The organism is Acinetobacter venetianus RAG-1 = CIP 110063 (assembly GCF_000368585.1).
GTDB classification, from domain to species: Bacteria; Pseudomonadota; Gammaproteobacteria; order Pseudomonadales; family Moraxellaceae; genus Acinetobacter; species Acinetobacter venetianus.
In genome coordinates this window covers 1,070,619-1,094,786 of record NZ_KB849558.1, presented here as the reverse complement: position 1 = coordinate 1,094,786, position 24,168 = coordinate 1,070,619, and the positions used below count along the sequence as shown (strand labels likewise).

Genomic DNA, 24,168 nt, shown 5'->3' with positions numbered 1-24,168 from the left:
TTATGACGGAAGTAGAACAGCAATTAACACCTCCAACTGGACCTAAATCTGAACGGCATATTTTCCGTAGTATTGTGCTGATTATATTTATCACGCTTTTACTATTGGTAAGTTCAGTGCTAGTAATGATGTCTACAGATAAAGGTAGCCGCTTTCTACTAGATCGTGTACTTCAGACTCAGCAAATTATTAAGTATGAATATGAAGGTGGGAATTTACTTTCAGGCATTATTCTAAAAAATGTACTTGTACAACTGAAAGCAGTAAATGTCTCAATAGATCGTGCAGATGTATCACTTGGTTGGCGTGCGATTTTAAACAAAGAAATACACTTGAGTCATGCTGATATCAAGAATCTGGTCATTATTAATAAAAATCCACCATCAGGTAAGCCGTTTGCTTTTGATGCAATTAAATTACCTTTTGTTCTGCGCGTAGATGAAGCGACCTTAGATCGTTTAGAAATAAAAACAACAACATCAACGGTTGATTTTAATGATATTTATTTAAAAGATGCATTATGGTCAGGTACAAAGCTGAATTTTGAAGATTCACGTATGGATATGGGCTACTTAGCCCTACAAAATGCCACAGGTGAAATGGACTTTAGTGGTAAATATCCACTGAATGCCAAAGCTGATGTGATCATTCCTGCACTCAATAGTCTAGATATTAAAACCATTAAGCTTGTTGCGACGGGTACATTGGATACCTTAAAGGCAGGCATTGCAACACAAACGCCTGATATGTTGACAGGTTGGGTCGTGGTTCATCCTGTACGTGATCATGTTCCCATGAATGGCGAACTATTATTTAAAAACTACCATGTGCCATTACTGAAAGAGCAAAAGCTATTTGCTAAAGATGGTGTTGCACGTTTTCGTGGTGATATTCAGAAATTAGTCATTAATTTAGATACTGATCTAAAGGGCGAACAAATTCCAGAAGGCAAATACAATGCGCTTATGGATACAGACCTAAAAAATCAACTGAATATACGAGATTTTAATGGGCAACTCATGGATGGATCTGTTGCCTTAAATGGTTTGGTCAATTGGCATGAGCATGTTTCTTGGGATATTAAAGGTCGGTTAAGTCATTTGAATCCAAAAAATGAAACCGTACCCCAAGTTGCTCAAGACTTTTTACCACCGAATTTAGATGCGAATATTAGTTCATCGGGAACAATGGAAAAAGGTTTGGCATTAGTTGCTGAATTGGCTTTTGATAAATATGAAACATGGAATGTAAAGCTTAACCAAGCTGAAGCGAAGGACAAAAAGCCTCAACCGATGCTATTAGATGTTTCTTGGAAAAATATCGACCGTGCTGTTCCCTATATTGGTTGGTTAAGCAGTGATGAAGGTCAAACCAATATTGCCTTGAAAGAGGGTCAACAAGATATTTATCTATCGACAACTGTACGCCCGCATGAGCAAACAATATTACCAACAGGTAAGTACAATGCACGTCTTGATGTAAAAGGCAGTCTGTTAGATGTTGAAAACTTTAGTTATCAAGCTGCTAAAGGTAGCTTAGTTGGTCAAGCAAAGGTAAAACTACCATCTGAAAAGCAACAACTTTCTTGGCAAGCTCAGCTCAAAGCACAAGACTTTAATCCACAAACAGTTTCGGCTTCAGCCCCCGTGAATTTGCTAAATGGTGAAATTAAAGCGACAGGATTTGCCAAGCCAAATCGACAAATTATTCAGTTAGAGCAGATTGATTTAAAAGGTCAGCTTGCTCAAGCGGGTAGTAATGAAACGATTGCTTTAAAAGGTAAAAGTACAGCCGCACTCATTTTCCACGATCAAAAAGCAGGTGGTGGCTTTAAAAGCTTTGCTGTGAAATACGACGGTTCATTAAATGCTTTAAATCAGGGTAATGGTTTATTAAAAATCGATATAGCTGGAACACCAGAATTTATTAAAGTGAATGAACTCAAACATGATGGCGTAGCAGGTAAACTGTTTGCTACAGGTTCAGTAAATCTAAAAGATAAATTAGGCTGGGATATTGATGCTTCATTAGTACGATTTAAACCACAGTACTTTGTTTCTAGTGTCAAAGGTGAAATTTCGGGTCATGTAAAATCACAAGGCGTTTGGTCAGATCAATTGAAACGTATTGATATTCGTCAGTTAAATGCAGCAGGTTTTATTAATAACAAACCTGTACGTGGTCGTGGAAATCTTACTTTATTACTTGATTCAAACCAAAAAGGCTTCTTGCCGCAACAGTTTGAAGCAAATGATTTGTTCCTTGCGTATGCTCAAAATCAATTGCAAGCAACAGGCAATGCTCAAAGCTTAAAAATCAAATTAAATGCACCTGCACTATATGAGCTATATCCAGGTTTGCAAGGTCGTGCATACGGTAGTTTAAATATCCAATCGCAACCGCGTTTGAAAGCTACAGCAAATATTGCAGTTGATGATTTTGCATTCAATGATTTGGTGAGCACTAAGTCTTTGCGCATCCAAGGTGAATTACCGACATCTGAAACAACGCCTACTTTATTGACTGCAAAAATTGATAATTTACGTAGTGGAAATAAAGAAATTGAAAATGCAGTTGTCAGTCTTGCTGGAACTCGAAAAGCACATCTATTAAAAGTTGAAAGTAAAAATCGCCAGTCAAATTTCTATGTTCAACTTGCTGGTGGCTTCAATGCAAATAATGATTGGTTAGGGCAATTGCAAAAAGGCAACTTTAGCTCACGACGTGTCAACTTAGTGCAAAGTCAAAATGTGCCAATCATTTATACAACCTCATTGTCTGAACTATATATTGGTCAGCATTGTTGGCAGAGTTCAAATAGTCAGTTGTGTTTAGATCAGGCAGCACGATTAAGTAAAGCCAAAGGCCATTTCTCTGTTGTCACGAAAAATCTTGAACTCAATGACTTTGCAGCATTTATGCCTGAAGGCTTAGCCGTTACTGGCCAGTTAAATGGTTATGCACGTGGCTCATGGGTAAATGGTAGTCGACCAAAACTTGATGCTAGTCTGGTCACACGTAAAGGTGAAATTGGTTTAGCTGCGGCTGATCCACAAGATATTGCAACGACAGTAACATATGACGAGTTAAGTCTGATTGCGAAAAGTGTGAATGATGGTTTGTTGTTCCGTGTTGATATGAAAACACCTGATATTGGTACAGGTTATGCCAATGTGATTATCAATCCATATCAAAATAACATGCCGATGCGAGGTGAAGTTGCATTTGATGACGTTCAACTAAAAGTATTTAAACCTTTCATCAAAGATGTACGTTCAATGTCAGGCACGTTGGCACTCGCTGGTAAGGTCAATGGAACACTGACTCAGCCTCAGATTACGGGTGAGATGCGATTAAAAAATGGTGCGATCAGTATGATTTCGTTACCTGTGAATCTTAGCAATATTCAGCTTTATTCATCGATTCGCCAAGACTCAGCAAGTATTGATGGTGCATTTAACAGCGGTCGTGGTGTAGGGCGTCTCAAAGGTAGCTTTGATTGGAAAAATGATCCACATTTAGCTTTAACATTAAAAGGTGACAATTTACTGGTACGACAAGCACCGATGATCACTGCGATTGTGCAACCTGATTTAAGTTTGGATGTTTATCCATTCCAGCAAAAATTAAGTTTGAAAGGTTCAATTGATGTGCCACGTGCTCGTATCTCGATGCCAGAAAGTTCTGCAACTGTAGTTAATGTTTCACCAGATGTTCGTGTCGTACAGCAAGGTCAAGATTTATTAGCAACTTTGAAAGCAGCTAAACCTTGGGAAATCCGTGCAGATATGACAGTAACTTTAGGAAATCAAGTCATCTTCCAAGGCTTTGAAAGTAATATTCCTTTAGTCGGTCGTCTACATTTATCTCAACGTGGTTTAGAAACTGCAATGCGTGCCAATGGTGCAATTGGTGTAAGTCAAAAAGTTAAAATTGAAGCTTATGGTCAAAGCTTAGATCTTAATCGAGCAATCGCGCGTTTTAATGGGCCATTAGCAAACCCAACTCTTGATATAGATGCGAATAAACCTGTCCAAGGCAGCATGGTAGGCGTACGTGTGACTGGTACAGCAACCGTTCCGAATGTACAGGTTTATAACGATGCAGGCTTATCTGAACAAGAAGCACTAAATGCATTGTTAACTGGTCGAATCAATGAGGGTAATACAGGCTTGAGTAATACCGAAGGCTTTAAGTCGGATGTAAATAACACCATTGCCGCTGCGGGTATTAGTATGGGGCTTGGTGGAACACGAGCGTTAACCAATCAAATTGGACGTACTTTCGGATTGAGTGGTTTAGCGCTTGATGCACAAGGAACAGGTGATGATACACAAGTGAGTTTAACGGGATATATCACACCTGATCTATTCATTCGTTATGGCATTGGTGTGTTCACACCAGTGAATAAACTAACATTGCGTTATCAAATGAATCGACGATTGTATTTGGAAGCAAGTCAGTCTTTAGAAAGAGCGATCGATATATTCTATAATTGGCGTTTCTAATCCATTTCAGTCAAACCTGCTTTATTTCGATAAAGCAGGTTTTTTGTTTGTGGTTATTTTTGCAAATAAATGTGATACAATTAATATAAGTAATTGAAAATTAAAGAATAAACGACATTTTTTGGAGAAATGAGATGAAATCTGTCACTTTTAGTCAGGTTTTGGCAACTGTAAGCATTTGTATGCTGAGTAGTGTATTTCATGTGAATGCGAAAGAATATTACAAGTGGGTTGATGCACATGGTGTAACAACATACTCAGCAACGCCACCGCCAGCTAAAAAACAAGAACCTCAACTTGATCCTGCACAGAAAAAAATAAATGCAGTGGCACCGTCGCCGACTGCTGTAATCCCACCCCAATCTATTAATGAGGTTAAAACCAATTCAACTACAGTGAAATCAACAGTAAATGCTCCAGCAAAGAATACCACTGTGAGTGCAAAAATAGAGGTGAATATTCCTTTAAAAAGCTGTAATGGGGTGAGATGTTGGGATACCAAAGGTAAGAACTATAACTTAGTTCAGGGTAATACTTATTTGTCAGCGACTGGTGGTAAATGTCAAAAAACAGGCAATAACATGCATTGTAGTAAATAATTTGTATGCTTTTATTAATGGAAGCCATGTTTTAAAAACATCTTTTTTGCAAAATGACTGAGTTTCAGTATGATGTGTGCATTCGATTAGCCGCAGTATGATGATGAAAAAAGTTCTATTGATTGCATTGGGTTTAGCTTTGGTTGGTTGTGCTGAAAAAAAGCCGTTAACACCTGAAGAAAAATGGCATGGCTATTGCGTCAGTGTGGGGAATGCAGCACGTTCGATTACTTTAGATCGCCAAAATGGAATTGAACAGAAACAAGCAACAGAACATGCGGGTAAAATCGAAGATGAAACGACACGTAAATTCATTTTTGAAATTATTGAAAATGTGTATGCAATTCCAGCAGATCAATTGAAATCTGATCCAGAAGCATTACGTGAAAAGTTAAAGCAAGAATACACTGATAAATGTTTGGCAACACCACATGATAAATTGCCAAACTATAAATTATTCTAATGTTAAAATGAAAAGACAACGTTGTTGTCTTTTTTTATGCATTTAATTCATTGTTTTATTGGACTTTAAGCTACTACCAAAGCGGTATTTAAAACAGATGAACATTTCGCTATAAAATAATGGGCATCACGTAGAAATACGGTAGTTGCATTAACTTTTAACGCGAAGTCTAGTAAAATTTTGCTGTCCATATTACTTGTAAAGCTTGTATAAAGCTGGAACTTACAAGTAATTTTTTAAAGAAGAGGAATAACACCGTGCTAGAAGCTTACCGCCAACACGTTGCAGAACGTGCCGCACTCGGAGTCCCACCGAAGCCGCTTGATGACGCTCAAACTGCTGAATTAGTAGCATTATTAAAAAATCCACCAGCAGGCGAAGAAGCATATTTAGTTGATTTGCTTGAAAACCGTGTTCCAGCAGGTGTTGACCAAGCTGCTTATGTAAAAGCTGCTTTCTTAGCTGCGATTGCAAAAGGCGAAGCAACTTCTCCACTTGTTACTAAAGAGCGTGCTGTTTACTTACTCGGTACTATGCTTGGTGGTTACAACGTAGCACCACTTGTTGAACTTCTTGACAATGCTGAACTTGCAGAGTTAGCTGCTGAAGCATTGAAAAAGACTTTACTTGTATTTGATGCGTTCCATGACGTTGCTGATAAAGCAAAAGCGGGCAATGCAAATGCAAAAGCAGTTTTACAATCATGGGCTGATGCTGAGTGGTTCACTAGCCGTCCTGACGTAGCTGAAGAAATCAAAATCACTGTGTTCAAAGTAACTGGTGAGACAAACACGGATGACTTATCTCCAGCGCAAGACGCTTGGAGCCGTCCAGACATCCCATTGCACGCAACTGCAATGTTGAAAAACGAACGTGATGGTATCAACCCTGAAAAACCAGGTGAAGTTGGTCCTACAACTCAAATCAACGATTTGATCGCGAAAGGCAACCAAGTTGCTTACGTAGGTGACGTTGTTGGTACAGGTTCAAGCCGTAAATCAGCGACTAACTCTGTACTTTGGTTCTTCGGTGACGAACTTCCACACATTCCAAACAAAAAAGATGGCGGTGTGTGCTTAGGTGGTAAAATTGCTCCGATCTTCTTCAACACAATGGAAGATGCTGGTGCGTTACCTGTAGAAATCGATGTTTCTGACATGAACATGGGTGACGAAGTTACACTCAAGATCAACAAAGAAGCAGCGACAGTTACTGCATTCAAAAATGGCGCTCAAATCGCTGAATCAGAACTTAAAACACCTGTACTTTTAGATGAAGTACGTGCTGGTGGTCGTATTAACTTGATCATTGGTCGTGGTTTAACAGCTAAAGCACGTGAAGAGTTAGGTCTTCCTGCTTCTGACTTGTTCCGTCAACCAAAACAACCTGCTGACACTGGCAAAGGCTTCACTCAAGCTCAGAAGATGGTAGGTCGTGCATGTGGTCTTGCTGAAGGTCAAGGTATCCGTCCGGGTACTTACTGTGAACCTAAGATGACAACTGTTGGTTCTCAAGATACAACTGGTCCTATGACTCGTGATGAGTTAAAAGACTTAGCTTGCTTGGGCTTCTCAGCTGATTTAGTGATGCAGTCTTTCTGTCACACTGCTGCGTATCCAAAACCAGTAGACGTAACAACTCACCATACATTACCTGACTTCATCATGAACCGTGGTGGTGTATCTTTACGTCCAGGTGACGGGATTATCCACTCTTGGTTAAACCGTATGTTACTTCCAGATACAGTAGGTACTGGTGGTGACTCACATACTCGTTTCCCAATCGGTATTTCATTCCCAGCGGGTTCGGGTCTTGTAGCGTTTGCTGCTGCAACTGGCGTTATGCCACTTGATATGCCTGAATCTGTACTTGTTAAGTTCAAAGGTAAAATGCAGCCTGGTATCACTTTACGTGACCTTGTACATGCAATTCCTTACTACGCAATTCAAGCGGGTGACTTAACTGTAGAGAAGAAAGGTAAGAAAAACATCTTCTCTGGTCGTATCCTTGAGATCGACTTGTCAGAAATGGAAAATGACTTAACTGTTGAGCAAGCATTCGAACTTTCTGATGCATCTGCTGAACGCTCTGCTGCTGGTTGTTCAATCACACTTTCTGATGGCAAAGTTGCGGAATACCTACGTTCTAACATCACCATGTTGAAGTGGATGATCGCTGAAGGTTATGGCGATGCACGTACACTTGCACGTCGTGCTGAAAACATGCAGAAGTGGTTAGACAACCCAAGCTTGTTAAAAGCTGATGCTGATGCAGAATACTTAAAAGTTTACGAAATCGATCTTGCTGACATCAAAGAACCAATTCTTTGCTGCCCGAACGATCCAGATGATGCAAAACTTCTTTCTGACGTTCAAGGCGACAAAATCGATGAAGTATTCATCGGTTCTTGCATGACGAATATCGGTCACTTCCGTGCGGCTGGTCAATTGTTAGATAAAGTTCCAAGCGGTTCATTATCTACTCGTTTATGGTTGGCTCCACCAACTCGTATGGACGAGCATCAATTGATGGAAGAAGGTATGTACAACATCTACGGTCGTGCTGGTGCGCGTACTGAGATGCCGGGCTGTTCATTGTGTATGGGTAACCAAGCACGTGTAGCACCGAACACAACATGTGTATCGACTTCTACTCGTAACTTCCCGAACCGTTTAGGTCAAGGTGCAAACGTTTACTTAGCTTCTGCTGAGCTTGCGTCTGTAGCTGCGGTTCTTGGTAAATTACCAAGTCCAGCAGAATATCAACAGTACGCGTCGCAAATCGACAGCGCTTCTGCTGACATCTATAAATACTTGAACTTCGATCAAATGGGTGAATACACCAAAGAAGCTGATCAAGTCGACACTAAGAAAATCCAAGCTGCTCAGTTAACTTAATTTATTGATAATTAAGTTTTAATGAGTTAAAAATAAGGGCTGATCAATCAGCCCTTATTTTTTGAGTAATTAGAATGAAAAACTTTAATGATTTAAAAAAAGAATATTTAAGGATACTTGCTAAAGTAGATGAGTCATTTTTTAATACAGCACATGAATATAGTAAATTTAAAGAAGGACTGTCTGGTCTTTTCCTTGCTAGTGAACCAGATCTGTATTGGAGCGCTAAAAATAAAATTATGATAGTTGGAGCTGAAACAAGAGATTGGAATATTAAGTTAGATCAACAGTACACTCTCGAAAAATATATGCTCAGATCGATTGAAAAAAATAAAAGCTTTTTTCAAAAAATGATGTTAGAAGCTAGAACTAAAAAAATTACTTTTCATGATTTTACTCGGGCAGTCGCCGATAAATCTGGCTCAGAAGGATTAATTTACTGCAACTTATTTTGTTTTGCATGGAAAGAGAAAAGTCCAATAAAATCAAAATATTTTGATCAAATTAAAAGTATTTCATTTGATCTGTTAAAGGCACAAATTGATTACTTTGAACCGAGTGTTATCATATTTGCGAATGGTAGTCAGAATACTGTTTATAGAAGAGAGTTATTTGATCCTAAATTCTATTCAGAAGGCAAAGACTATAGTGAAGAAAACATAGACAAAAACCAACTTTATAAATTTATTTATGATGGTAAATACTTATGTTACAGAATACAGCATCCTTCAACAATTAGAGGAAAAAGAGCAGCCTTTGCTGCGCGAAAAAAATTAATATCGTTACTTCCTGAAGTATAAATCGTATTTTTAGTTATACGGGCATTTCAATTGTAGTGAATACCCGTGTAAATCAAATCACCAATAACCCAACACTTTCCACCAAAGTCCGCCAATCACCACGAAGATGATGATATTAACGACACTCATAAGAAAACCAGCTTTCCACCATTCACCGAGTGTGGTGTAACCCGAACCGAACACTACGGGCGATGTACCTGTCGCGTAATGTGTTAAGGTCATCATGATGCTTGACGCTGCTGCCATCATTAAGGCAAATAACATCGGTGGCGCACCTAGTGCAAGTCCTGCCGTATAAAATGCAGCAAACATGGCGGTGATATGTGCCGTGGTACTGGCAAACATATAGTGGGCATATAGATAGGCGAGCATTAACAATAAACAGGCAGGCATCCAACTTAGCCCCAATGAGCCGATACTACTTTCAAGTAAACCCGAAAACCAAGTAATCAAACCGAGTTTATTTAAATAAGTCGCCATCATCACCAAAGCAGCGAACCAAGTAATCGTATCCCATGCGCTTTTTTGCGTCAGAATATCACCCCAAGTCAAAACACCTGTAAGCAGTAATAAAGCTAAACCGATGAAAGCAGTTGCTGTTGGATCAACAGCCCAAGCTGAACCCAATATCATTGCAGGAATACCTGCCCATAACAGCAACAAGATTCCAAAAACACCAAGCATAATGATTTCATCTTTACTCACTGCACCCATTTCTTTGAGTTTAGTTTTCGCAAATTGAGCAGCATTGGGTGTTTCTTTGACTTCAGGTGGATACATCCAATACATAATCAAAGGCATGATAATTAAAGCAATCAGACCCGGAACTAACATTGCGATTGCCCATGTGCCCCAACTTAATGAAATTTCACTATTTGTCGCTTTAGCAACAAGATCAACCACCAATGGGTTTGGGGCGGTTGCAGTTATAAACATTGCTGAGGTAATCGGATTGGCTTGATAATTGACGAGAGATAAAAATTTCCCCATACGACCCTCAGTGCCTTTGGCTGGATCAGAGTCATAACTGGTAGAAATTGCACGTACAATTGGATGGATAATTCCTCCACCGCGTGCTGTATTACTTGGCGTTACAGGAGCAAGGATTAGTTCAGACAGTACCATACTGTATCCGATACCGATGGTTTTTTTACCCCACACAGCGATAAATAAATAACCTAAACGTGCACCAAGACCAGTTTTCTGCAAGCCTTTTGAGATCATGATTGAAATACCAATCAACCAGATCAATGGATTTGCAAAGCTACTCAACGCATCTTTTATTGCGCCAGATGGGCTATCATTTGTTACACCAGTGACGGCAACTAAGGTAATTGCAATGATTGCAATCGCACCAATCGGCATGGCTTTTCCGATAATGGCAGCAATCACACCAACAAACATTGCCAATAAATGCCAAGCATTTGGATCAACACCAGCTGGTATAGGAATGGCAAACCAAATAATCAATGTAAGAAATAAAGAAATGAGTGTAGGGATAGCTTTGAATCCCATTTGATTTCCCCTTATTGTCATGGGTTTAATAAAATTTATAGTTCTTTATGAAAGTATCGTTAAAGAAGCAATCGTTAAGTTTCTATTATCAAAGCATTAGCTAGATTGATTCAAACAGAGTTTTGTTTATAGAGCGTTATAGATCAATCAATGCATAAATCACTTATCAAACAACCAAGCAACGTGTTACATTTTTAAAAGCTTGAGATAACTATAAGTAGGATATGACTAATTTTTCGTTACAACGATTACGCCTTTTTGTTTATAACAATTTGCACAATGATGACTATCAAACCACTTTTAGTCGATGTGTGAACTATTTCCTTATTTTTCTGATCGTTGGAAATGTCGCTGCGGTTATATTGGAGTCGATCACAGAAGTCTATATTGCTTATAGAAACTATTTTGATTTGTTTGAGATTACCTCGATCGTGATCTTTTCTGCTGAGTATTTCTTGCGATTTTGGAGCGTAGCGGAAAATGATCCTACGGATTCGGCATGGAGCCAACGCTGGAAATGGGCAAAAAGTGGTGGAGCAATTATTGATTTAATTGCTATTTTACCTGCTTACTTTAACTTCTTTGTACATATCGACTTACGCGTATTACGTATCCTCCGATTATTGAGACTCCTGAAACTCACGCGTTATTTTGTTTCTTTGCAAATCTTACTCAGAGTCATAAAACGTGAAAAAGGCTCGTTTCAGGCAGTTATTTTCATTCTTGTGATTATGATCGTTATGGCTGCATCTGGAATTTATGTTGTCGAAAATAAAGCTCAGCCTGAAGCGTTTAGCTCTATTCCAAAAGCCATGTGGTGGGCGGTTGTTACCTTAACAACGGTAGGCTATGGAGATGTAACACCTGTTACCAGTATGGGTAAGTTTCTCGGTGCTTTGATCACTATTCTCGGGGTTGGTATAGCGGCATTGCCAGCAGGTATTTTGGCTTCTGGTTTGGCAAATGAGTTGAATCAAAGAAATCAGAAATTAGAACAAGAATTTAGGGAGCTTTTACAAGCACAGGGGAATAAGGTATTACATAATCAAGCTGAGCTTGAAAAACTAAGGCAGCGTGTAGGTTTACCTAAAGAGCAAATGCACGAGATTATTGTACAACTCATGCGTGAACATTTGCTTGAAGAGCAAGACAAAAAACAGGGAAAGAAACATTACTGTCCTTATTGCGGTGAAAATCTTGCTGAATAATTCAAAGATTTATCATAGAAATTTAGATCAGAATTAAGCTTAAAACTCTTAATCATTTTTATAGTTTATCAAGTTAAAAATAGGCATTGTAGATGCTTAGAGCTTTTTATATTCAAAATAAAAGCTTTGAAAATTAAGTTTTACTTAATAGAAATTAAGATCCATTTAAAAAAGTTAACAATAATCTTTATCATTTGTGATAGTTTCTTATTAACTATCTTTTTTTAAGCTTATTTTAAGTTTACGCATCCTATGAAGTTCTCCCAACATGATTAAGCGGCGTTACCTGATTTTATTATTGCTTCCACTGGCATTTATTTCTTTATTTGTCGGTGTGGGAGAGATGAGTCTTGCTGGTCTTTGGACTGGCAATCCTCAAGAGTGGCAGTTGTTTTGGACCAGTCGTTTACCCCGTTTGATGGCGATTATTGTGGCGGGTGCAGGTCTAAGTGTCTGTGGTTTGATTATGCAGTCGCTAAGTCGTAACCGCTTTGTCTCACCAACCACCGCAGGTTTATATGACTGTGCACGTTTAGGTGTACTGGTTTCGATTATTTTACTGCCAAGTGCTTCAATCTTTATTAAAACTGGTTTTGCGATTGTCGTAACGCTCATTGGTGCGATGGCCTTTATGAGTATTCTGGCGACTTTAAAGCATCGTGATACCGTTTTTGTTCCACTGGTGGGGATGATTTTTGGCAGTATCATTTCTGCATTTACCACCTTTATTGCGCTGCAACTGGATTTATTGCAGAACTTGGCAGGTTGGTTGCAAGGGGACTTTTCCACCATTTTAAATGGTCAATATGAGCTGATCTATCTCAGTGTGCCCGTTCTGATTCTGATTTATATCTTTGCCAATCGTTTTGTTTTGGCTGGATTGGGACAGGATTTTGCGACGAATCTTGGACTGAATTATAAGCAGACCCTTTTTATTGGCCTACTACTGGTTTCGGTCATTACGGGTGTGGTGATTGTCACTGTGGGTGCGATTCCATTTCTTGGATTGATTGTACCGAATCTGGTGAGTCTATATCTGGGCGACAATATCCGTAGAACGCTTTCGCATACAGCATTGTTAGGTGCTTTGCTGGTTCTGATTTGTGATGTATTTGGTAGGGTGGTGATTTTCCCTTATGAAGTCTCTGTGAGTCTGATTATGGGTGTGGTGGGAAGCGTGATTTTCCTGTGGTTGCTACTCAGGAGATATCGTTATGCCTCATAAAACCAAGTTGATTGTTTTGACTGTATTGGTGCTTGCAACGATTGCACTGTACCTTGGCTGGAATTTAGGCGTGGCATGGCAATATGCCTTGAATCTACGTTTAAAAACAGTTGCTGCCATTATCGTGGCGGGTGTGGCGGTCGGTGTTTCGACTTTGGTTTTCCATACTATTGTGAATAATCGGGTAGTGACACCACAGGCGCTAGGATTAGATAAGTTATATGAACTTTCCAAGACTGCGATTATCTATTTCTTTGGTGCCGGTACGTTATTGTCATTGAACTTTGTCACCGATTATCTGATCAGTTTGCTGTTAATGGTGACCTTTGCCTTGCTGCTATATCGGCTTATTTTCCAGAAAGTCGCACAGCAAAATATCTATTTCCTCCTGCTTGTTGGTCTGATCTGCTCGACTTTATTCGACAACATGACCACATTCTTTCAGGTTTTACTGGATCCCGATGAATTTCAGATAGCGGCTTATGCTGGTTTTGCCAGTTTTAATGTCGTGAAAATGGAAACGGTGGGGCTGTCCTTGCTGACCATTGTACCGATTTTATTTTATAGCCTGAAGCACTATCACAAGCTCGATGTGATGGCATTGGGACGAGATCATGCGCTGAATTTAGGGCTGGATTATGACATGACTAGCCGCTTGTTGTTGATTCTGGTGGTATTGGCACTGGCTTCTGCAACAGCGTTAGCTGGCCCAATGATGTTCCTCGGTTTATTGGTACTCAACATCACTCTGGAACTGTTCAAGACCCATCAACATCATATCTTGCTGCTTGGCATTATTTTGGTCAGCATTCTTTGTCTAATGCTTGGGCAGTTCATGGTTCTGCATGTACTGAATTTCAAAACAACGCTCAGTGTGATTATTAATTTTGTCGGTGGAATTTATTTCTTCTGGATATTATTAAAGGAAAATAAAAAGTGGCAATAGAGCTTAAGAATTTAAGTAAAAGCTATCAACAGCGACGTGTGGTAAATGCGCTTTCCCTGACGATTGCCAAAGGACAGTTTACGGCGTTTATTGGTCCAAACGGTGCAGGTAAAAGTACTGTACTTTCGATGATGAGTCGCTTAATTGAAGCAGATCAAGGTCAAGTTTTGCTGGATGGGCAAGATCTGCAACAGATGAAAAGTGCTGACATTGCCAAAAAACTGGCGATTTTAAAACAGTCTAACCATACCGAGTTACGCCTTAGTATTGAAGATCTGGTTGCTTTCGGACGTTTCCCATATTCACAAGGTCGCCTAACGCAGGAAGACCGTGAGGTGATTGATCGCTCAATTGCCTATATGGATCTGGAAGCCTTAAGACACCGACAAATCAGCGAATTGTCGGGTGGGCAGCGACAACGCGCTTATATCGCCATGATTCTGGCACAGGACACCGAATATATCTTGCTCGATGAACCCTTAAATAATCTGGATATGAAGCATTCTTCCCAGATTATGCGGGTCTTGAAAGATTTGGCTGAGAATCATGGAAAATCAATCATTGTGGTGATTCACGATATTAATTTTGCTTCTGTTTATGCCGATCACATCATTGCCATGAAAGAAGGTGAATTGGTGTATCAAGGGCATCCACAACAGTTGATGGATGAACATATTCTGCAAGATATTTTTGATTTCCATATTCCGATCCAGCAGGTTCAGCAACATAAATTAGGTTTGTATTTTATTAGTTAGGAGTTTGTTATGCGTTTCAAAAAAACATTGCCAGTCATGATGCTGAGTGTGGCATTGGCTGCATGTGGCAATTCCAACACACCTTCGGCAAATCAGAACAGTCATACTGCTGCTACACATGAAACCTTAAACTTTAACAGCAAGGCAGGGCAAATTACCATTCCAGCGAATTTATCGCGTATTGCTGTACTCGATACTAGTGCTTTAAATACCATTCATGCTTTGGGCGCGGACGATAAAGTGGTTGCTTTGCCAAAAGGAACACTGTTGCCGAAAGTCTTGCAAAATTTCAGTGAAGGTAAATATCTGGATGTAGGGACAGTGAAAGAACCGAATCTGGAAAAAATTGCAGCCAGTCAGCCTGAGCTGATCTTGATGAGTGGCCGAATGGAAAATCTGGTGGGGCAAATCAAGCAGATTGCGCCAACTTACTTTGTCGATGTGGATTACAACGATCAGTTCAATTCTTTTAAACAGCAAACCTTGAATATTGCTGAAATGGTGGGCAAGAAGTCTGAGGCTGAGCAGCAATTACAAAGCTTGGAAAAAGATATTGCTACATTAAAAGACAAGACTAAAGGTAAAACGGCTTTGGTGATTCTGGTGAATAACAGCAAGATTGCTGCCTATGGCCCAGGTTCACGTTTTGGTAATATTCACGACCTGTATGGATTTACACCAGCAGATCCTTCAATCAAGGTGGGATTGCATGGTATGTCGGTATCGCATGAGTTTATTGCCCAGAAAAATCCAGATTATCTGTTTGTCATTGATCGTGGTGCAGCAATTACTGAAAATCAGGAAGGTGCAAAGCGCGTATTGAATAACAAGATTATTAATGAGTCCAAAGCTGCGAAAAACGGCAATATTGTCTATCTCGATTCGAGTAACTGGTATTTAATGAATAATGGCTTGGATGGGATGAAGACGATGCTTAAAGAAGTTGCAGATGCAGTAAAATAAAGCTTAATTCGCCGATTTTATAACAAAAACCCGCAGGACTTTCCACGGGTTTTTTATATGATGTCATGAGTAAATGAATCAATACTTTTTATAAAATGATGCGAATTTCTTTATTAGGTTTGGGAACAACGATTATAGCTATTGTTTTGATTCTTTCTGGGATTAAGCCATATGATCGAATGACGTGGTTGATGGAAGTGATACCAGTCTTGATTGTGATGCCTGTGTTATTTATGAGCTTTAAAAAGTTTCCTTTGACGAACTTGCTATATAGTCTAATTTTTTTGCATGCAATTGTTCTTATTGTTGGCGGTGCTTATACCTATGCACGCGTGCCTTTGGGCTTTGAAATTGCAGACTGGTTTAATTTAGATCGTAATCCTTACGATAAAATAGGGCATTTCATGCAAGGTTTTGTTCCAGCAGTAGTTGCTCGTGAAATATTGATTCGAAATCATATTTTAGCCAAAGGCAAAATACTGAGTTTTATTGTGATTTGTATTGTACTCGCGATAAGTGCAACGTATGAGTTGATCGAGTGGGCCGCAGCATTGTTGTTGGGACAGGGAGCAGAAGAATTCCTCGGAACTCAAGGTTATGAGTGGGATACACAGTCTGATATGTTTTTTGCATTAATTGGCGGTAGTACCGCGTTGCTATTTTTATCGAAATGGCATGATCAACAGATTGAGAAATTAAGAGGCAGTCTCTAAATTTTGATTTTATTGAATAATCTTTTATAAAAACACAAGGAAAGATTGTGTGATGTTTTTGAATCTGTAGCTATGATGCTACAGATTCTTTCTTTGTATATTTTGCGACAGCTAGAGCGATTAATAAAATAACTAATCCACCAAGACTTAAAACAAAACCCACCCAAATTGGTGCGAGCCAACCCATATTATGACTAAGCACCCAGCCACCTAGGAATGCACCAAGTGCGTTGGCTAAGTTGAATGCAGAATGATTCAGTGAGGCCGCTAGTGTTTGTGCATCGCCAGCAATATCCATAAGATAGGTTTGTAAAGCACCACCAAGACCAATCACTGTAAAGCCTATCAGGAATAAAGCCAATATTGCTGAATATAGGTTTGACATCATAAAGCTGGCAAATACGAATGCGAGTGCTGAACTAATCAAAATTCCAATCATGGTTTTAAACAAGTCTTTATCCGCTAACCATCCAGCCACAAGTCCTCCAAATACCATACCTGTTCCCCAAATGGCTAATGCGATAGGAACGATTGAGATATTTGCTTCTGTGTATTCAGTCAGAATAGGAGATACATAACTATAAACTGAGAACATACCGCCAAAACCAACTGCACCTACAGCAAGTGCCAACCACATATTGATATTTTTGAGTCCAGCAACTTCAGCACGGATACTTGCGGTTTTCTGTAGTGGAATGTTCGGTACAAATAGACTTACCCCAATCAGGGTGATGAAGGCAATAATTGCGGAAAACTCAAAACCCGCTTTCCATCCGAACTGCTGACCCAACCACGTTGCAATAGGTACACCAATCACATTGGCGATTGTTAGACCCATCATCACTTGTGCAATCGCAGTTGCACGACGTTGTTTACCTGCAAGCTCAGCTGCAACCAATGCTGCAACTCCAAAATAAGCACCATGAGGAAAACCTGCGATAAAACGAGAAACTAACATTGTCTCTGGAGTTGTCGCAAAAGCTGTAGCAGCATTCGCCAAGCCATAGAACAGCATTAAGCTAAGTAATAACGTTTTTCGAGGAACTTTCGCGCCTAAGATTGCAATAATCGGTGCACCAACCATCACACCTAAAGCATAAGCGCTAATGAAATAGCCAGCGTGGGGAACACTCACATTCAGATCACTTGCGATTTCTTGAATCAATCCCATTGCCACAAACTCGGTCGTTCCAATGCAAAAACTACCGACCGCAAGAGAAAAAATAACGAGAAATAATGAATAGTGTTTAGGTTGAGAGGAGAGTGTAGGAGAGCTTAGAGAGGACATAATGACTCTAAAATAATAAACCGAGCATATTATATTCGAGCTAACAAAATAAAAGTGAAAAGGAACGTAATTTTTAACAGTGGAATAAATTAAAGAATGAATCATTTAAATATAATGATAATTATTTGCATTTGTGTATAATAATGCTGAATTAAATGCGATCAAATTTATATGTTTTTAGGGTGGAGATGATTTATGAGAACTTTATTGGCTAGTTCATTACTGATGCTTTCAGTTTCTAGTTTTGCACATGAACCTTATGTTGCACCATTGGTCTATAATACTTCACAAACGCAGGTTGCGGTTGTTTCAGGTTATGCAGAAGAGGCATTGAATAGTGAATATGCACTGAAAGATGCAAAGTTTGAAATTATAAGTCCTAATAACAACAAGAATTTGATTGAACCTGAATCTAAATTAGGCTCTACAACGGTATTTGATCTTAAGCTTCCAGAGTCAGGGACTTATACGGTTAAAACAAGCACGACTTATCCATTGAAATACGTTCAAGATCAAAAAGAATGGAAAATGTTTTTTGACATGCCTGCGGATCAAGCGCCTAAAAAAGCTGAGCGTGATTATGTAATCCCTGCGGATTTAAAAGCGAAGAAATATACGCCAACCGAAGTGAAGCGTGAATGGACATTATTCACTTATGTATCAAAAGAAAAAAATACCCCAATTCAAGCAATGTTAGCACCTATTCAAGTTGAGTTTTTGACGCATCCAAATGAATTAAAGGCTAATCAAGCGGTAAAAATTAAGGTTTCAAAAGACAATCAAGCATTAGCAAATGCCAATGTTGTGATTCGAGCTAAAGGTGCTACAGATGAGCAAGCTAAGAATTTGAAAACTTTAATAGATGGAACAGCAGAGCTTATTTTTCCAAAAGCAACGGAGTATTTAGTTGAAGTCAGTGAGACTGTAGATTCTAAGAAAAAGCCGAGTAATCAGTTTTATACCATCATTAGTTTGTCTGTAAATTAAAATAAAAAGGCTGATCTTCGCGATCAGCCTTTTTAGGGTATTTGGCTGATGATTGAGTATTATTTACTGGAAGTATTTTGATCTTCATCCATTGCATTACTATAAAATTTCACACCTAATTGAATTCGATCACGTCCGTTACTCATACGCCAGCGATTGGTATCCCTAAGCGAATAGACACAGCCACAGTATTCTTGTTGATAAAATTCTTCTCGTTTGCTGATCTCCAACATGCGTACAGCGCCGCCATGCTTGCGCCAGTTATAATCCCAATATTGAATATCCGGATAATGAGCAGCGGCACGAAGTCCACAATCATTGATTTGCTGCATATTCTTCCAGCGAGAAATGCCTAAAGAACTACTAATTAAACTAAATCCATGTTCATGTGCGTAGAGCGCTGTTCTCTCAAAACGCATGTCGAAACACATGGTACAGCGAATGCCTTTTTCAGGTTCATTCTCCATTCCTTTGGCTCGAGCAAACCAGTTATCGGTATCGTAATCACAATCGATAAAAGGGATATTATGCTTTTCGGCAAAACGGATATTTTCTTCTTTACGAATCAAATATTCTTTGACTGGGTGAATATTAGGATTATAGAAAAAGATAGAGAAATCGATACCAGACTCTATCAGTGTTTCCATGACTTCGCCTGAACATGGGGCACAGCATGAATGCAACAGCAATTTGTTATGACCTTTCGGTAAGCTGAGTTTTTGGCGTTCAAGCGTCTTTTGGCTTTGACGTGTCATGGTTTTATAAGGTCTACAGAAATCCAGCTGATAGTTTAAAAGTTTTAATAAATGATAGGGCTTGGATTGAATGAAATGTTTTCAGTTCAAACTGAAATTTTTTAACTGCCGATACTTGCTGCGTACTTAGCCGTCCTATCGTTTAGTATTCTCAATTTTGTGATGATTGAATAGGTGATATTTCAAATAATTAAATTTCATTTAATAAAATAACAATTAAATAGAATTCATGTTGAGACTATCTCATTAATGCTATGTTAAGATGAAAACAATTCAATTAATAAATTAAAGGGCAGCAGCTTATCCTTTCTATCTGTGCATTGACTAGATTTAGATTAAAGGAAAGTTGTTGTTTTTCTGGTTATTATTCATGTTAGAACTTCGTCATTTAAAAACGCTTCTTGCTTTAAGAGAGCATGGTTCATTGGTCGCTGCGGCAGCAGATTTATGTCTCACACCTTCAGCAATTTCACATCAATTAAAAGAACTTGATCATTGGTATGGCGTTGAGGTAGTCAACCGCCGTAGTCGTCCTGTGGCTTTCTCTAATGTGGGGCAACGACTGCTTAAACTGGCGGATGATGTATTGCCGCAAGTTCAAATTGCGCAAACAGATATTACTCGTATTGTGCATGGTCAAACTGGACGTATCATTTTTTCATCTGAATGCCATAGTTGCTTTGATTGGTTAATGCCTTTGCTTAATCAATATCGTCAACAATATCCTGATGTTGACCTAGATTTTGCAGCAGGTTTTGAATCAAATCCACATGAATTATTACAGAATGCAGAGTTTGATTTACTTATTACCGCTGATCCAATTGCTTTGAAAGGGATTGAATATTTTCCAATTTTTGAATATGAATCGCGTTTAGTATTATCAACTACGCATCCATTAGTGCGTGCTGAAAAAGTTTCGATACAAGATTTGGCAGAAGAAACATTGATTACCTATCCTGTCGATAAGCATCGTTTGGATATCATGGCGCATTTATTTATTCCTGCAAATATTCATCCAAAGCATATTCGGACGACTGATTTGACTCAAATGCTGATTCAATTGGTTGCAAGTGGACGAGGTATAGCGGCTTTACCTGATTGGGTTGTCAATGAATATGAACAAAAAGGATGGGTGGTCAGTCGCCGTTTAGACTGTGTATCGCCAAAAGGTTTAAGACGTACACTGTATGCGGGCTATCGTACAGAAGACACAGAAAAGAGCTATTTTGAGGGCTTTTTAAAGCAGTTGGAAAAGTTCTCACAAAAGCGTGCAGTTTATTATGAACGCTGATCGTGCTTAAACTAAGACTTACCAATCAAAACCGATAATATTCCTGCTGCGATGAGAGGGCCAACTGGAACTCCTCGTAGTAGGGCAACGCCTGCAACAGTCCCGATTAATAAACCCGCGACGACATCTGGTTGATTGCTCATGAGCTTCACTCCACGGCCACCCAACCATGCCACTAATAGTCCGACAGCGATCGCGAGAAGTGATTTCCAGCTTACAAAAGATTTTAGAATACTTTCACCGCTTAGTTTGCCACTTGCGATTGGCGATAGTACACCAATGGTCAAAATGATGATGCCGACATTAAGCCCATGTTGCTGTATAAGAGGGAAAAACTGATCAAGAGGTGTAAGTTTCACGAGAATCAAAACACCAGCAGCCACAGTCACGGCTGTATTATGACTAAAGATTCCACAGCCTAAAAGAATCAACAATACAAGTAAGTTAACGTCAAATTGTGAAAACATAGCGGAAGAAATTAAAACAAAGTTGAATTGTATTGTAATTCTCAACTCGATGCAGATAAATTTGGCGAATTTTTACATTGAAAAATATGTTTTGATGAAGTTGGTTTTATCTAGCGTATCTGCAATTACTTAAAAGATTCCTGAGTACAAATCTGATCAAACCCCAATGCCAGATCGGCAAGTGTCGTTGCCTTGAGTTGGGTAAGTAAGATCGTTTGCGCTTGATTCATTGCATCATCTAAAGCTGCATTTACGACTCTTTCAACAGCACAATCTGGATTAACTCTTTCATTGCCCATTGCAAAAATAGTTGGTTCACCAACCGCATTATAAATATCAAAAAGCGTAATTTTACTGAGGTCTTCAACCAATGACCAACCGCCTTTAGGACCTTTTTCAGAATGAATAAAGCCTGCTTTTTTCAAGCCAGCCATAGTTCTTCGAATCACCACTGGATTGGTAGATAGCATTTGCGCTATTTCATCAGAAGTGTAAGTTTTGTTATTTCTAGCCATGTGTAAAAGCACATGTAGCATCCGTGAAAGCTTGCTGTCAGTTCGCATGAGGTAGGATTGTAAAAGTAGGAGTTGTCTTAATGTAACATCAAAAGTTGCAAAATAAAAAGAATAGTATTACCGTAACTTTAAAAGTTACTTATTGGTGTGATTATGATTCATGATGTAGCAATTATTGGTGGAAGCTATGCGGGTTTAGCAGCTGCATTACCTTTGGCTAGAGCGAGACGAAATGTTGTCATTATCGATGCAGGAGAAAGGAGGAATCGTTTTGCTGAATTTTCTCATGGTTTTTTGACTCAAGATGGTACGTCTGCAAGTGAAATTGCGCATATTGGCAAACAGCAATTAATGAAATATGAAACTGTGAATTGGCAGCAAGGCAAAGTAAAGCGAGTTGAAACGAAAGATGGGCATTTCCATGTTTGTATTGATGGCGTTCAATCCTTAACAGCAAAACGTTTGATCATAGCCACAGGTATAAAAGATCAATTACCCGAAATTAAGGGAGTTTCAGAGCGATGGGGAACCAGTATTTTTCATTGTCCATATTGTCATGGTTATGAGTTAAATAAAGGCAATATTGGAATCATTGCCTCATCAGAACATTCTATCCATATGTCGATGATGTTGATTGATTGGGGGAGTGTCACTTTATTCTTAAATAATCAAGGTATCGATATAGAAACAGAACAAGCACTGCAAGCTCGAAATATCAAGATTGAAAAAAGAAGGATTAAAGAGATTAATGGTGAATGCAATATTGTTTTAGAAGATGATAGCTCGGTTGCTTTAGATGGGGCGTTTGTGAGTACACGATGTCTAATTAATCAAGAGTGGATTGTTCATCTAGGATGTGAGTTAGAACAGAACTCTATGGGTGAAATGATTAAAACCAATACATTGAAAGAAACTTCAGTTACTGGTGTTTTTGCTTGTGGAGATGTTGCGCGTTTAGGTGGTTCTGTTTCATTGGCTGTAGGAGATGGAACAATGGCGGGCGTAGCAGCACATCGATCACTCTTGTTTTAAATGACAAGGTCACTTCTATATTGAGTTTAGAAATGACCTTGATCTAAAACTAAGCCAGTTTTCGGAAAGTTTCATATTGATAAGTTGCAATTTGCTCATCCCAAAATTGCTGCCATAAATCACAGTATTCCAAACAGATTTGACGAATTGCTGCGTAATCTGATTCGACGCATGCTTGAGCGAGTACAAACCATAAATCATCTTCATGATCATCATCTGCAGCTTCAGCAGTTGCATCATGTGATACGCCGTGTACATAGTAGTAACCACCATCAACATCAAAACCAACTGCTTTGGTTGCTTGGCGTAAAGCTGGGCTAAATAAAATAACTTCTTCTTCTGCTACAGCAAGTAGAGCCGAAACAGCTTGGTAACGATCAAATGAACGTTCTAAATAGTTTCGAACTTGTTGTGCAATAATTGATGGTTGGTAATTATTACGCTCAGATTGCGATAATTCAAAATCATCAAGCACATCTTCAAACAATGGATAGTGCGCATATTGAGGATTACCAGAGTAATAGCCATCTTTATCAACTGCAGGACGGAAACCGAATTCATCCAGAATGTTAAGATTTAATAAAAAGCGAGGATACATCTTCGAACCCGATAAAAGACGTGGTTCGAGTTGCTTGGTTTGAAATTGTGCCATCAATAAAGCATCTGTGAACACTTGGACAATAGCATGTCGATATTCTAGATGGATATGTTTTAAGGTTTCTTTATCGATCAAACCATCATTTAATAGCTGGATTGCAGGGTGTTTTGAAACAGGATGATTTGAAATTTCTGCGCGTAATTCTTTCAGAAAATTCAGGTTCTTATTCCATAAGGTTTCAGAAATACTATTTTTCATTCCGTCTATAGCTTTCTGTCTAGGGTTGTCAAAATCTTCGAATTTTTTTGGCATAGTCTTCTACTCAATGAATTAATATTATTGCTTTTTCCAATTATATAGTTTCGATTTGCTTTGGTTGCTTATGAATATAACTATTAGATCAACCAAATACCTTTTTATTGGATAATTTAAATATAAAATGATTTTTTTGTGAAATCAATTTATTAAACAATCTGAAAAATTAAAATAAACTTTGTAGATTTAATCTATTTTTAAGAAAAGGTGAGGTAGTTCACTTAATATTTTAATTTTTTAAGAATCGAAAGATTTTTTTACAAATTAGCTTGTTTGTGTGTGACTTTTTGCTTAATTTATATAGATGTAGATAAGGTATTTTTAGCTA

At 38.7% G+C, this 24,168-nt stretch carries 20 protein-coding genes; 14 read left to right on the top strand and 6 right to left on the bottom strand.

Annotated features, from left to right (window positions below; translation table 11 throughout):
* Positions 1-2 precede the first annotated feature (2 nt).
* The 5 genes from F959_RS10755 to F959_RS10735 all read left to right on the top strand — a co-directional run bounded on the left by F959_RS10755 (position 3) and on the right by F959_RS10735 (position 9,267).
* The gene (locus F959_RS10755) at positions 3-4,508 is read left to right on the top strand and encodes a translocation/assembly module TamB domain-containing protein (protein WP_004880040.1); all 4,506 of its coding nucleotides are present in this window, start codon (positions 3-5) and stop codon (positions 4,506-4,508) included.
* 134 nt (positions 4,509-4,642) lie between these two features.
* Positions 4,643-5,107: a DUF4124 domain-containing protein gene (locus F959_RS10750; protein WP_004880038.1), complete on the top strand. Its 465-nt coding sequence runs from the start codon at positions 4,643-4,645 to the stop codon at positions 5,105-5,107.
* Between the two features lie 100 nt (positions 5,108-5,207).
* Positions 5,208-5,570 carry a hypothetical protein gene (locus tag F959_RS10745; protein ID WP_017196649.1) on the top strand — a complete coding sequence of 121 codons (363 nt, stop codon included), beginning with the start codon at positions 5,208-5,210 and terminating at the stop codon, positions 5,568-5,570.
* Between the two features lie 257 nt (positions 5,571-5,827).
* Positions 5,828-8,467, top strand: a complete 2,640-nt coding sequence (locus F959_RS10740; protein WP_004880034.1) for a bifunctional aconitate hydratase 2/2-methylisocitrate dehydratase — start codon at positions 5,828-5,830, stop codon at positions 8,465-8,467.
* Between the two features lie 74 nt (positions 8,468-8,541).
* On the top strand, positions 8,542-9,267 hold the full coding sequence (locus tag F959_RS10735) for a hypothetical protein (RefSeq protein WP_004880032.1): 726 nt from the start codon (positions 8,542-8,544) through the stop codon (positions 9,265-9,267).
* 57 nt (positions 9,268-9,324) lie between these two features.
* Here F959_RS10735 and F959_RS10730 read toward each other — a convergent pair whose 3' ends face one another.
* Positions 9,325-10,782, bottom strand: a complete 1,458-nt coding sequence (locus F959_RS10730; RefSeq protein ID WP_004880031.1) for a DASS family sodium-coupled anion symporter — start codon at positions 10,780-10,782, stop codon at positions 9,325-9,327.
* Between the two features lie 224 nt (positions 10,783-11,006).
* On the opposite strand from F959_RS10730, the gene F959_RS10725 reads away from it, so the two are divergent.
* The 6 genes from F959_RS10725 to F959_RS10700 all read left to right on the top strand — a co-directional run bounded on the left by F959_RS10725 (position 11,007) and on the right by F959_RS10700 (position 16,592).
* Positions 11,007-11,990: an ion transporter gene (locus F959_RS10725; protein ID WP_004880029.1), complete on the top strand. Its 984-nt coding sequence runs from the start codon at positions 11,007-11,009 to the stop codon at positions 11,988-11,990.
* A 268-nt stretch (positions 11,991-12,258) separates the two neighbouring features.
* Positions 12,259-13,215 carry an ABC transporter permease gene (locus F959_RS10720; protein WP_004880027.1) on the top strand — a complete coding sequence of 319 codons (957 nt, stop codon included), beginning with the start codon at positions 12,259-12,261 and terminating at the stop codon, positions 13,213-13,215.
* Positions 13,205-14,161 carry an iron chelate uptake ABC transporter family permease subunit gene (locus F959_RS10715; protein WP_004880026.1) on the top strand — a complete coding sequence of 319 codons (957 nt, stop codon included), beginning with the start codon at positions 13,205-13,207 and terminating at the stop codon, positions 14,159-14,161. Before F959_RS10720 ends, F959_RS10715 begins: the two co-directional genes overlap by 11 nt.
* Entirely contained in the window at positions 14,152-14,916 is a 765-nt protein-coding gene (locus F959_RS10710) for an iron ABC transporter ATP-binding protein (protein WP_004880024.1), read from the top strand. The genes F959_RS10715 and F959_RS10710 overlap by 10 nt, the downstream gene beginning before the upstream one ends.
* A gap of 9 nt (positions 14,917-14,925) precedes the next feature.
* Positions 14,926-15,879, top strand: coding sequence for a siderophore ABC transporter substrate-binding protein (locus F959_RS10705; protein ID WP_004880023.1), 954 nt, complete (start codon positions 14,926-14,928; stop codon positions 15,877-15,879).
* A 95-nt stretch (positions 15,880-15,974) separates the two neighbouring features.
* Positions 15,975-16,592: a DUF2238 domain-containing protein gene (locus F959_RS10700; protein WP_004880022.1), complete on the top strand. Its 618-nt coding sequence runs from the start codon at positions 15,975-15,977 to the stop codon at positions 16,590-16,592.
* A gap of 70 nt (positions 16,593-16,662) precedes the next feature.
* Here the strand turns inward: F959_RS10700 and F959_RS10695 are convergent, their stop codons facing one another.
* Positions 16,663-17,880, bottom strand: coding sequence for an MFS transporter (locus tag F959_RS10695; protein WP_004880021.1), 1,218 nt, complete (start codon positions 17,878-17,880; stop codon positions 16,663-16,665).
* A 195-nt stretch (positions 17,881-18,075) separates the two neighbouring features.
* Between F959_RS10695 and F959_RS10690 the strand changes: the two genes are divergently transcribed.
* Positions 18,076-18,867 (top strand): DUF4198 domain-containing protein, encoded by a 792-nt coding sequence (locus tag F959_RS10690; protein WP_004880020.1) that lies wholly within the window; start codon positions 18,076-18,078, stop codon positions 18,865-18,867.
* 59 nt (positions 18,868-18,926) lie between these two features.
* Here the strand turns inward: F959_RS10690 and F959_RS10685 are convergent, their stop codons facing one another.
* A complete protein-coding gene (locus tag F959_RS10685) occupies positions 18,927-19,622 on the bottom strand; it encodes an epoxyqueuosine reductase QueH (RefSeq protein WP_017196651.1) in 696 nt (231 codons plus the stop codon).
* Between the two features lie 370 nt (positions 19,623-19,992).
* Here F959_RS10685 and F959_RS10680 point away from each other — a divergent pair, with 370 nt between their 5' ends.
* Positions 19,993-20,913, top strand: coding sequence for a LysR family transcriptional regulator (locus F959_RS10680; protein ID WP_004880015.1), 921 nt, complete (start codon positions 19,993-19,995; stop codon positions 20,911-20,913).
* A gap of 11 nt (positions 20,914-20,924) precedes the next feature.
* On the opposite strand, the gene F959_RS10675 is transcribed toward F959_RS10680, so the two are convergent.
* Together F959_RS10675 and F959_RS10670 are read right to left on the bottom strand one after the other, a co-directional pair.
* Positions 20,925-21,380 carry a DUF441 domain-containing protein gene (locus F959_RS10675; protein WP_004880012.1) on the bottom strand — a complete coding sequence of 152 codons (456 nt, stop codon included), beginning with the start codon at positions 21,378-21,380 and terminating at the stop codon, positions 20,925-20,927.
* Between the two features lie 125 nt (positions 21,381-21,505).
* A complete protein-coding gene (locus F959_RS10670) occupies positions 21,506-21,943 on the bottom strand; it encodes an Rrf2 family transcriptional regulator (protein ID WP_004880011.1) in 438 nt (145 codons plus the stop codon).
* 105 nt (positions 21,944-22,048) lie between these two features.
* Here F959_RS10670 and F959_RS10665 point away from each other — a divergent pair, with 105 nt between their 5' ends.
* Positions 22,049-22,927: an NAD(P)/FAD-dependent oxidoreductase gene (locus F959_RS10665; RefSeq protein ID WP_004880009.1), complete on the top strand. Its 879-nt coding sequence runs from the start codon at positions 22,049-22,051 to the stop codon at positions 22,925-22,927.
* Positions 22,928-22,976: 49 nt separating this feature from the next.
* Here F959_RS10665 and F959_RS10660 read toward each other — a convergent pair whose 3' ends face one another.
* The gene (locus F959_RS10660) at positions 22,977-23,837 is read right to left on the bottom strand and encodes a hypothetical protein (protein ID WP_004880007.1); all 861 of its coding nucleotides are present in this window, start codon (positions 23,835-23,837) and stop codon (positions 22,977-22,979) included.
* Between the last annotated feature and the right edge of the window lie 331 nt (positions 23,838-24,168).

Bases quoted from the DNA above. Each gene is read 5' to 3' on its own strand.
- F959_RS10690 (WP_004880020.1), top strand. From the start codon at position 18,076: ATGAGAACTTTATTGGCTAGTTCATTACTGATGCTTTCAGTTTCTAGT.
- F959_RS10705 (WP_004880023.1), top strand. From the start codon at position 14,926: ATGCGTTTCAAAAAAACATTGCCAGTCATGATGCTGAGTGTGGCATTG.
- F959_RS10685 (WP_017196651.1), bottom strand. From the start codon at position 19,622: ATGACACGTCAAAGCCAAAAGACGCTTGAACGCCAAAAACTCAGCTTA.
- F959_RS10695 (WP_004880021.1), bottom strand. From the start codon at position 17,880: ATGTCCTCTCTAAGCTCTCCTACACTCTCCTCTCAACCTAAACACTAT.
- F959_RS10680 (WP_004880015.1), top strand. From the start codon at position 19,993: ATGTTAGAACTTCGTCATTTAAAAACGCTTCTTGCTTTAAGAGAGCAT.
- F959_RS10715 (WP_004880026.1), top strand. From the start codon at position 13,205: ATGCCTCATAAAACCAAGTTGATTGTTTTGACTGTATTGGTGCTTGCA.
- F959_RS10755 (WP_004880040.1), top strand. From the start codon at position 3: ATGACGGAAGTAGAACAGCAATTAACACCTCCAACTGGACCTAAATCT.
- F959_RS10670 (WP_004880011.1), bottom strand. From the start codon at position 21,943: ATGCGAACTGACAGCAAGCTTTCACGGATGCTACATGTGCTTTTACAC.
- F959_RS10725 (WP_004880029.1), top strand. From the start codon at position 11,007: ATGACTAATTTTTCGTTACAACGATTACGCCTTTTTGTTTATAACAAT.
- F959_RS10700 (WP_004880022.1), top strand. From the start codon at position 15,975: ATGATGCGAATTTCTTTATTAGGTTTGGGAACAACGATTATAGCTATT.
- F959_RS10735 (WP_004880032.1), top strand. From the start codon at position 8,542: ATGAAAAACTTTAATGATTTAAAAAAAGAATATTTAAGGATACTTGCT.
- F959_RS10720 (WP_004880027.1), top strand. From the start codon at position 12,259: ATGATTAAGCGGCGTTACCTGATTTTATTATTGCTTCCACTGGCATTT.
- F959_RS10730 (WP_004880031.1), bottom strand. From the start codon at position 10,782: ATGGGATTCAAAGCTATCCCTACACTCATTTCTTTATTTCTTACATTG.
- F959_RS10660 (WP_004880007.1), bottom strand. From the start codon at position 23,837: ATGCCAAAAAAATTCGAAGATTTTGACAACCCTAGACAGAAAGCTATA.
- F959_RS10675 (WP_004880012.1), bottom strand. From the start codon at position 21,380: ATGTTTTCACAATTTGACGTTAACTTACTTGTATTGTTGATTCTTTTA.
- F959_RS10745 (WP_017196649.1), top strand. From the start codon at position 5,208: ATGATGAAAAAAGTTCTATTGATTGCATTGGGTTTAGCTTTGGTTGGT.
- F959_RS10750 (WP_004880038.1), top strand. From the start codon at position 4,643: ATGAAATCTGTCACTTTTAGTCAGGTTTTGGCAACTGTAAGCATTTGT.
- F959_RS10665 (WP_004880009.1), top strand. From the start codon at position 22,049: ATGATTCATGATGTAGCAATTATTGGTGGAAGCTATGCGGGTTTAGCA.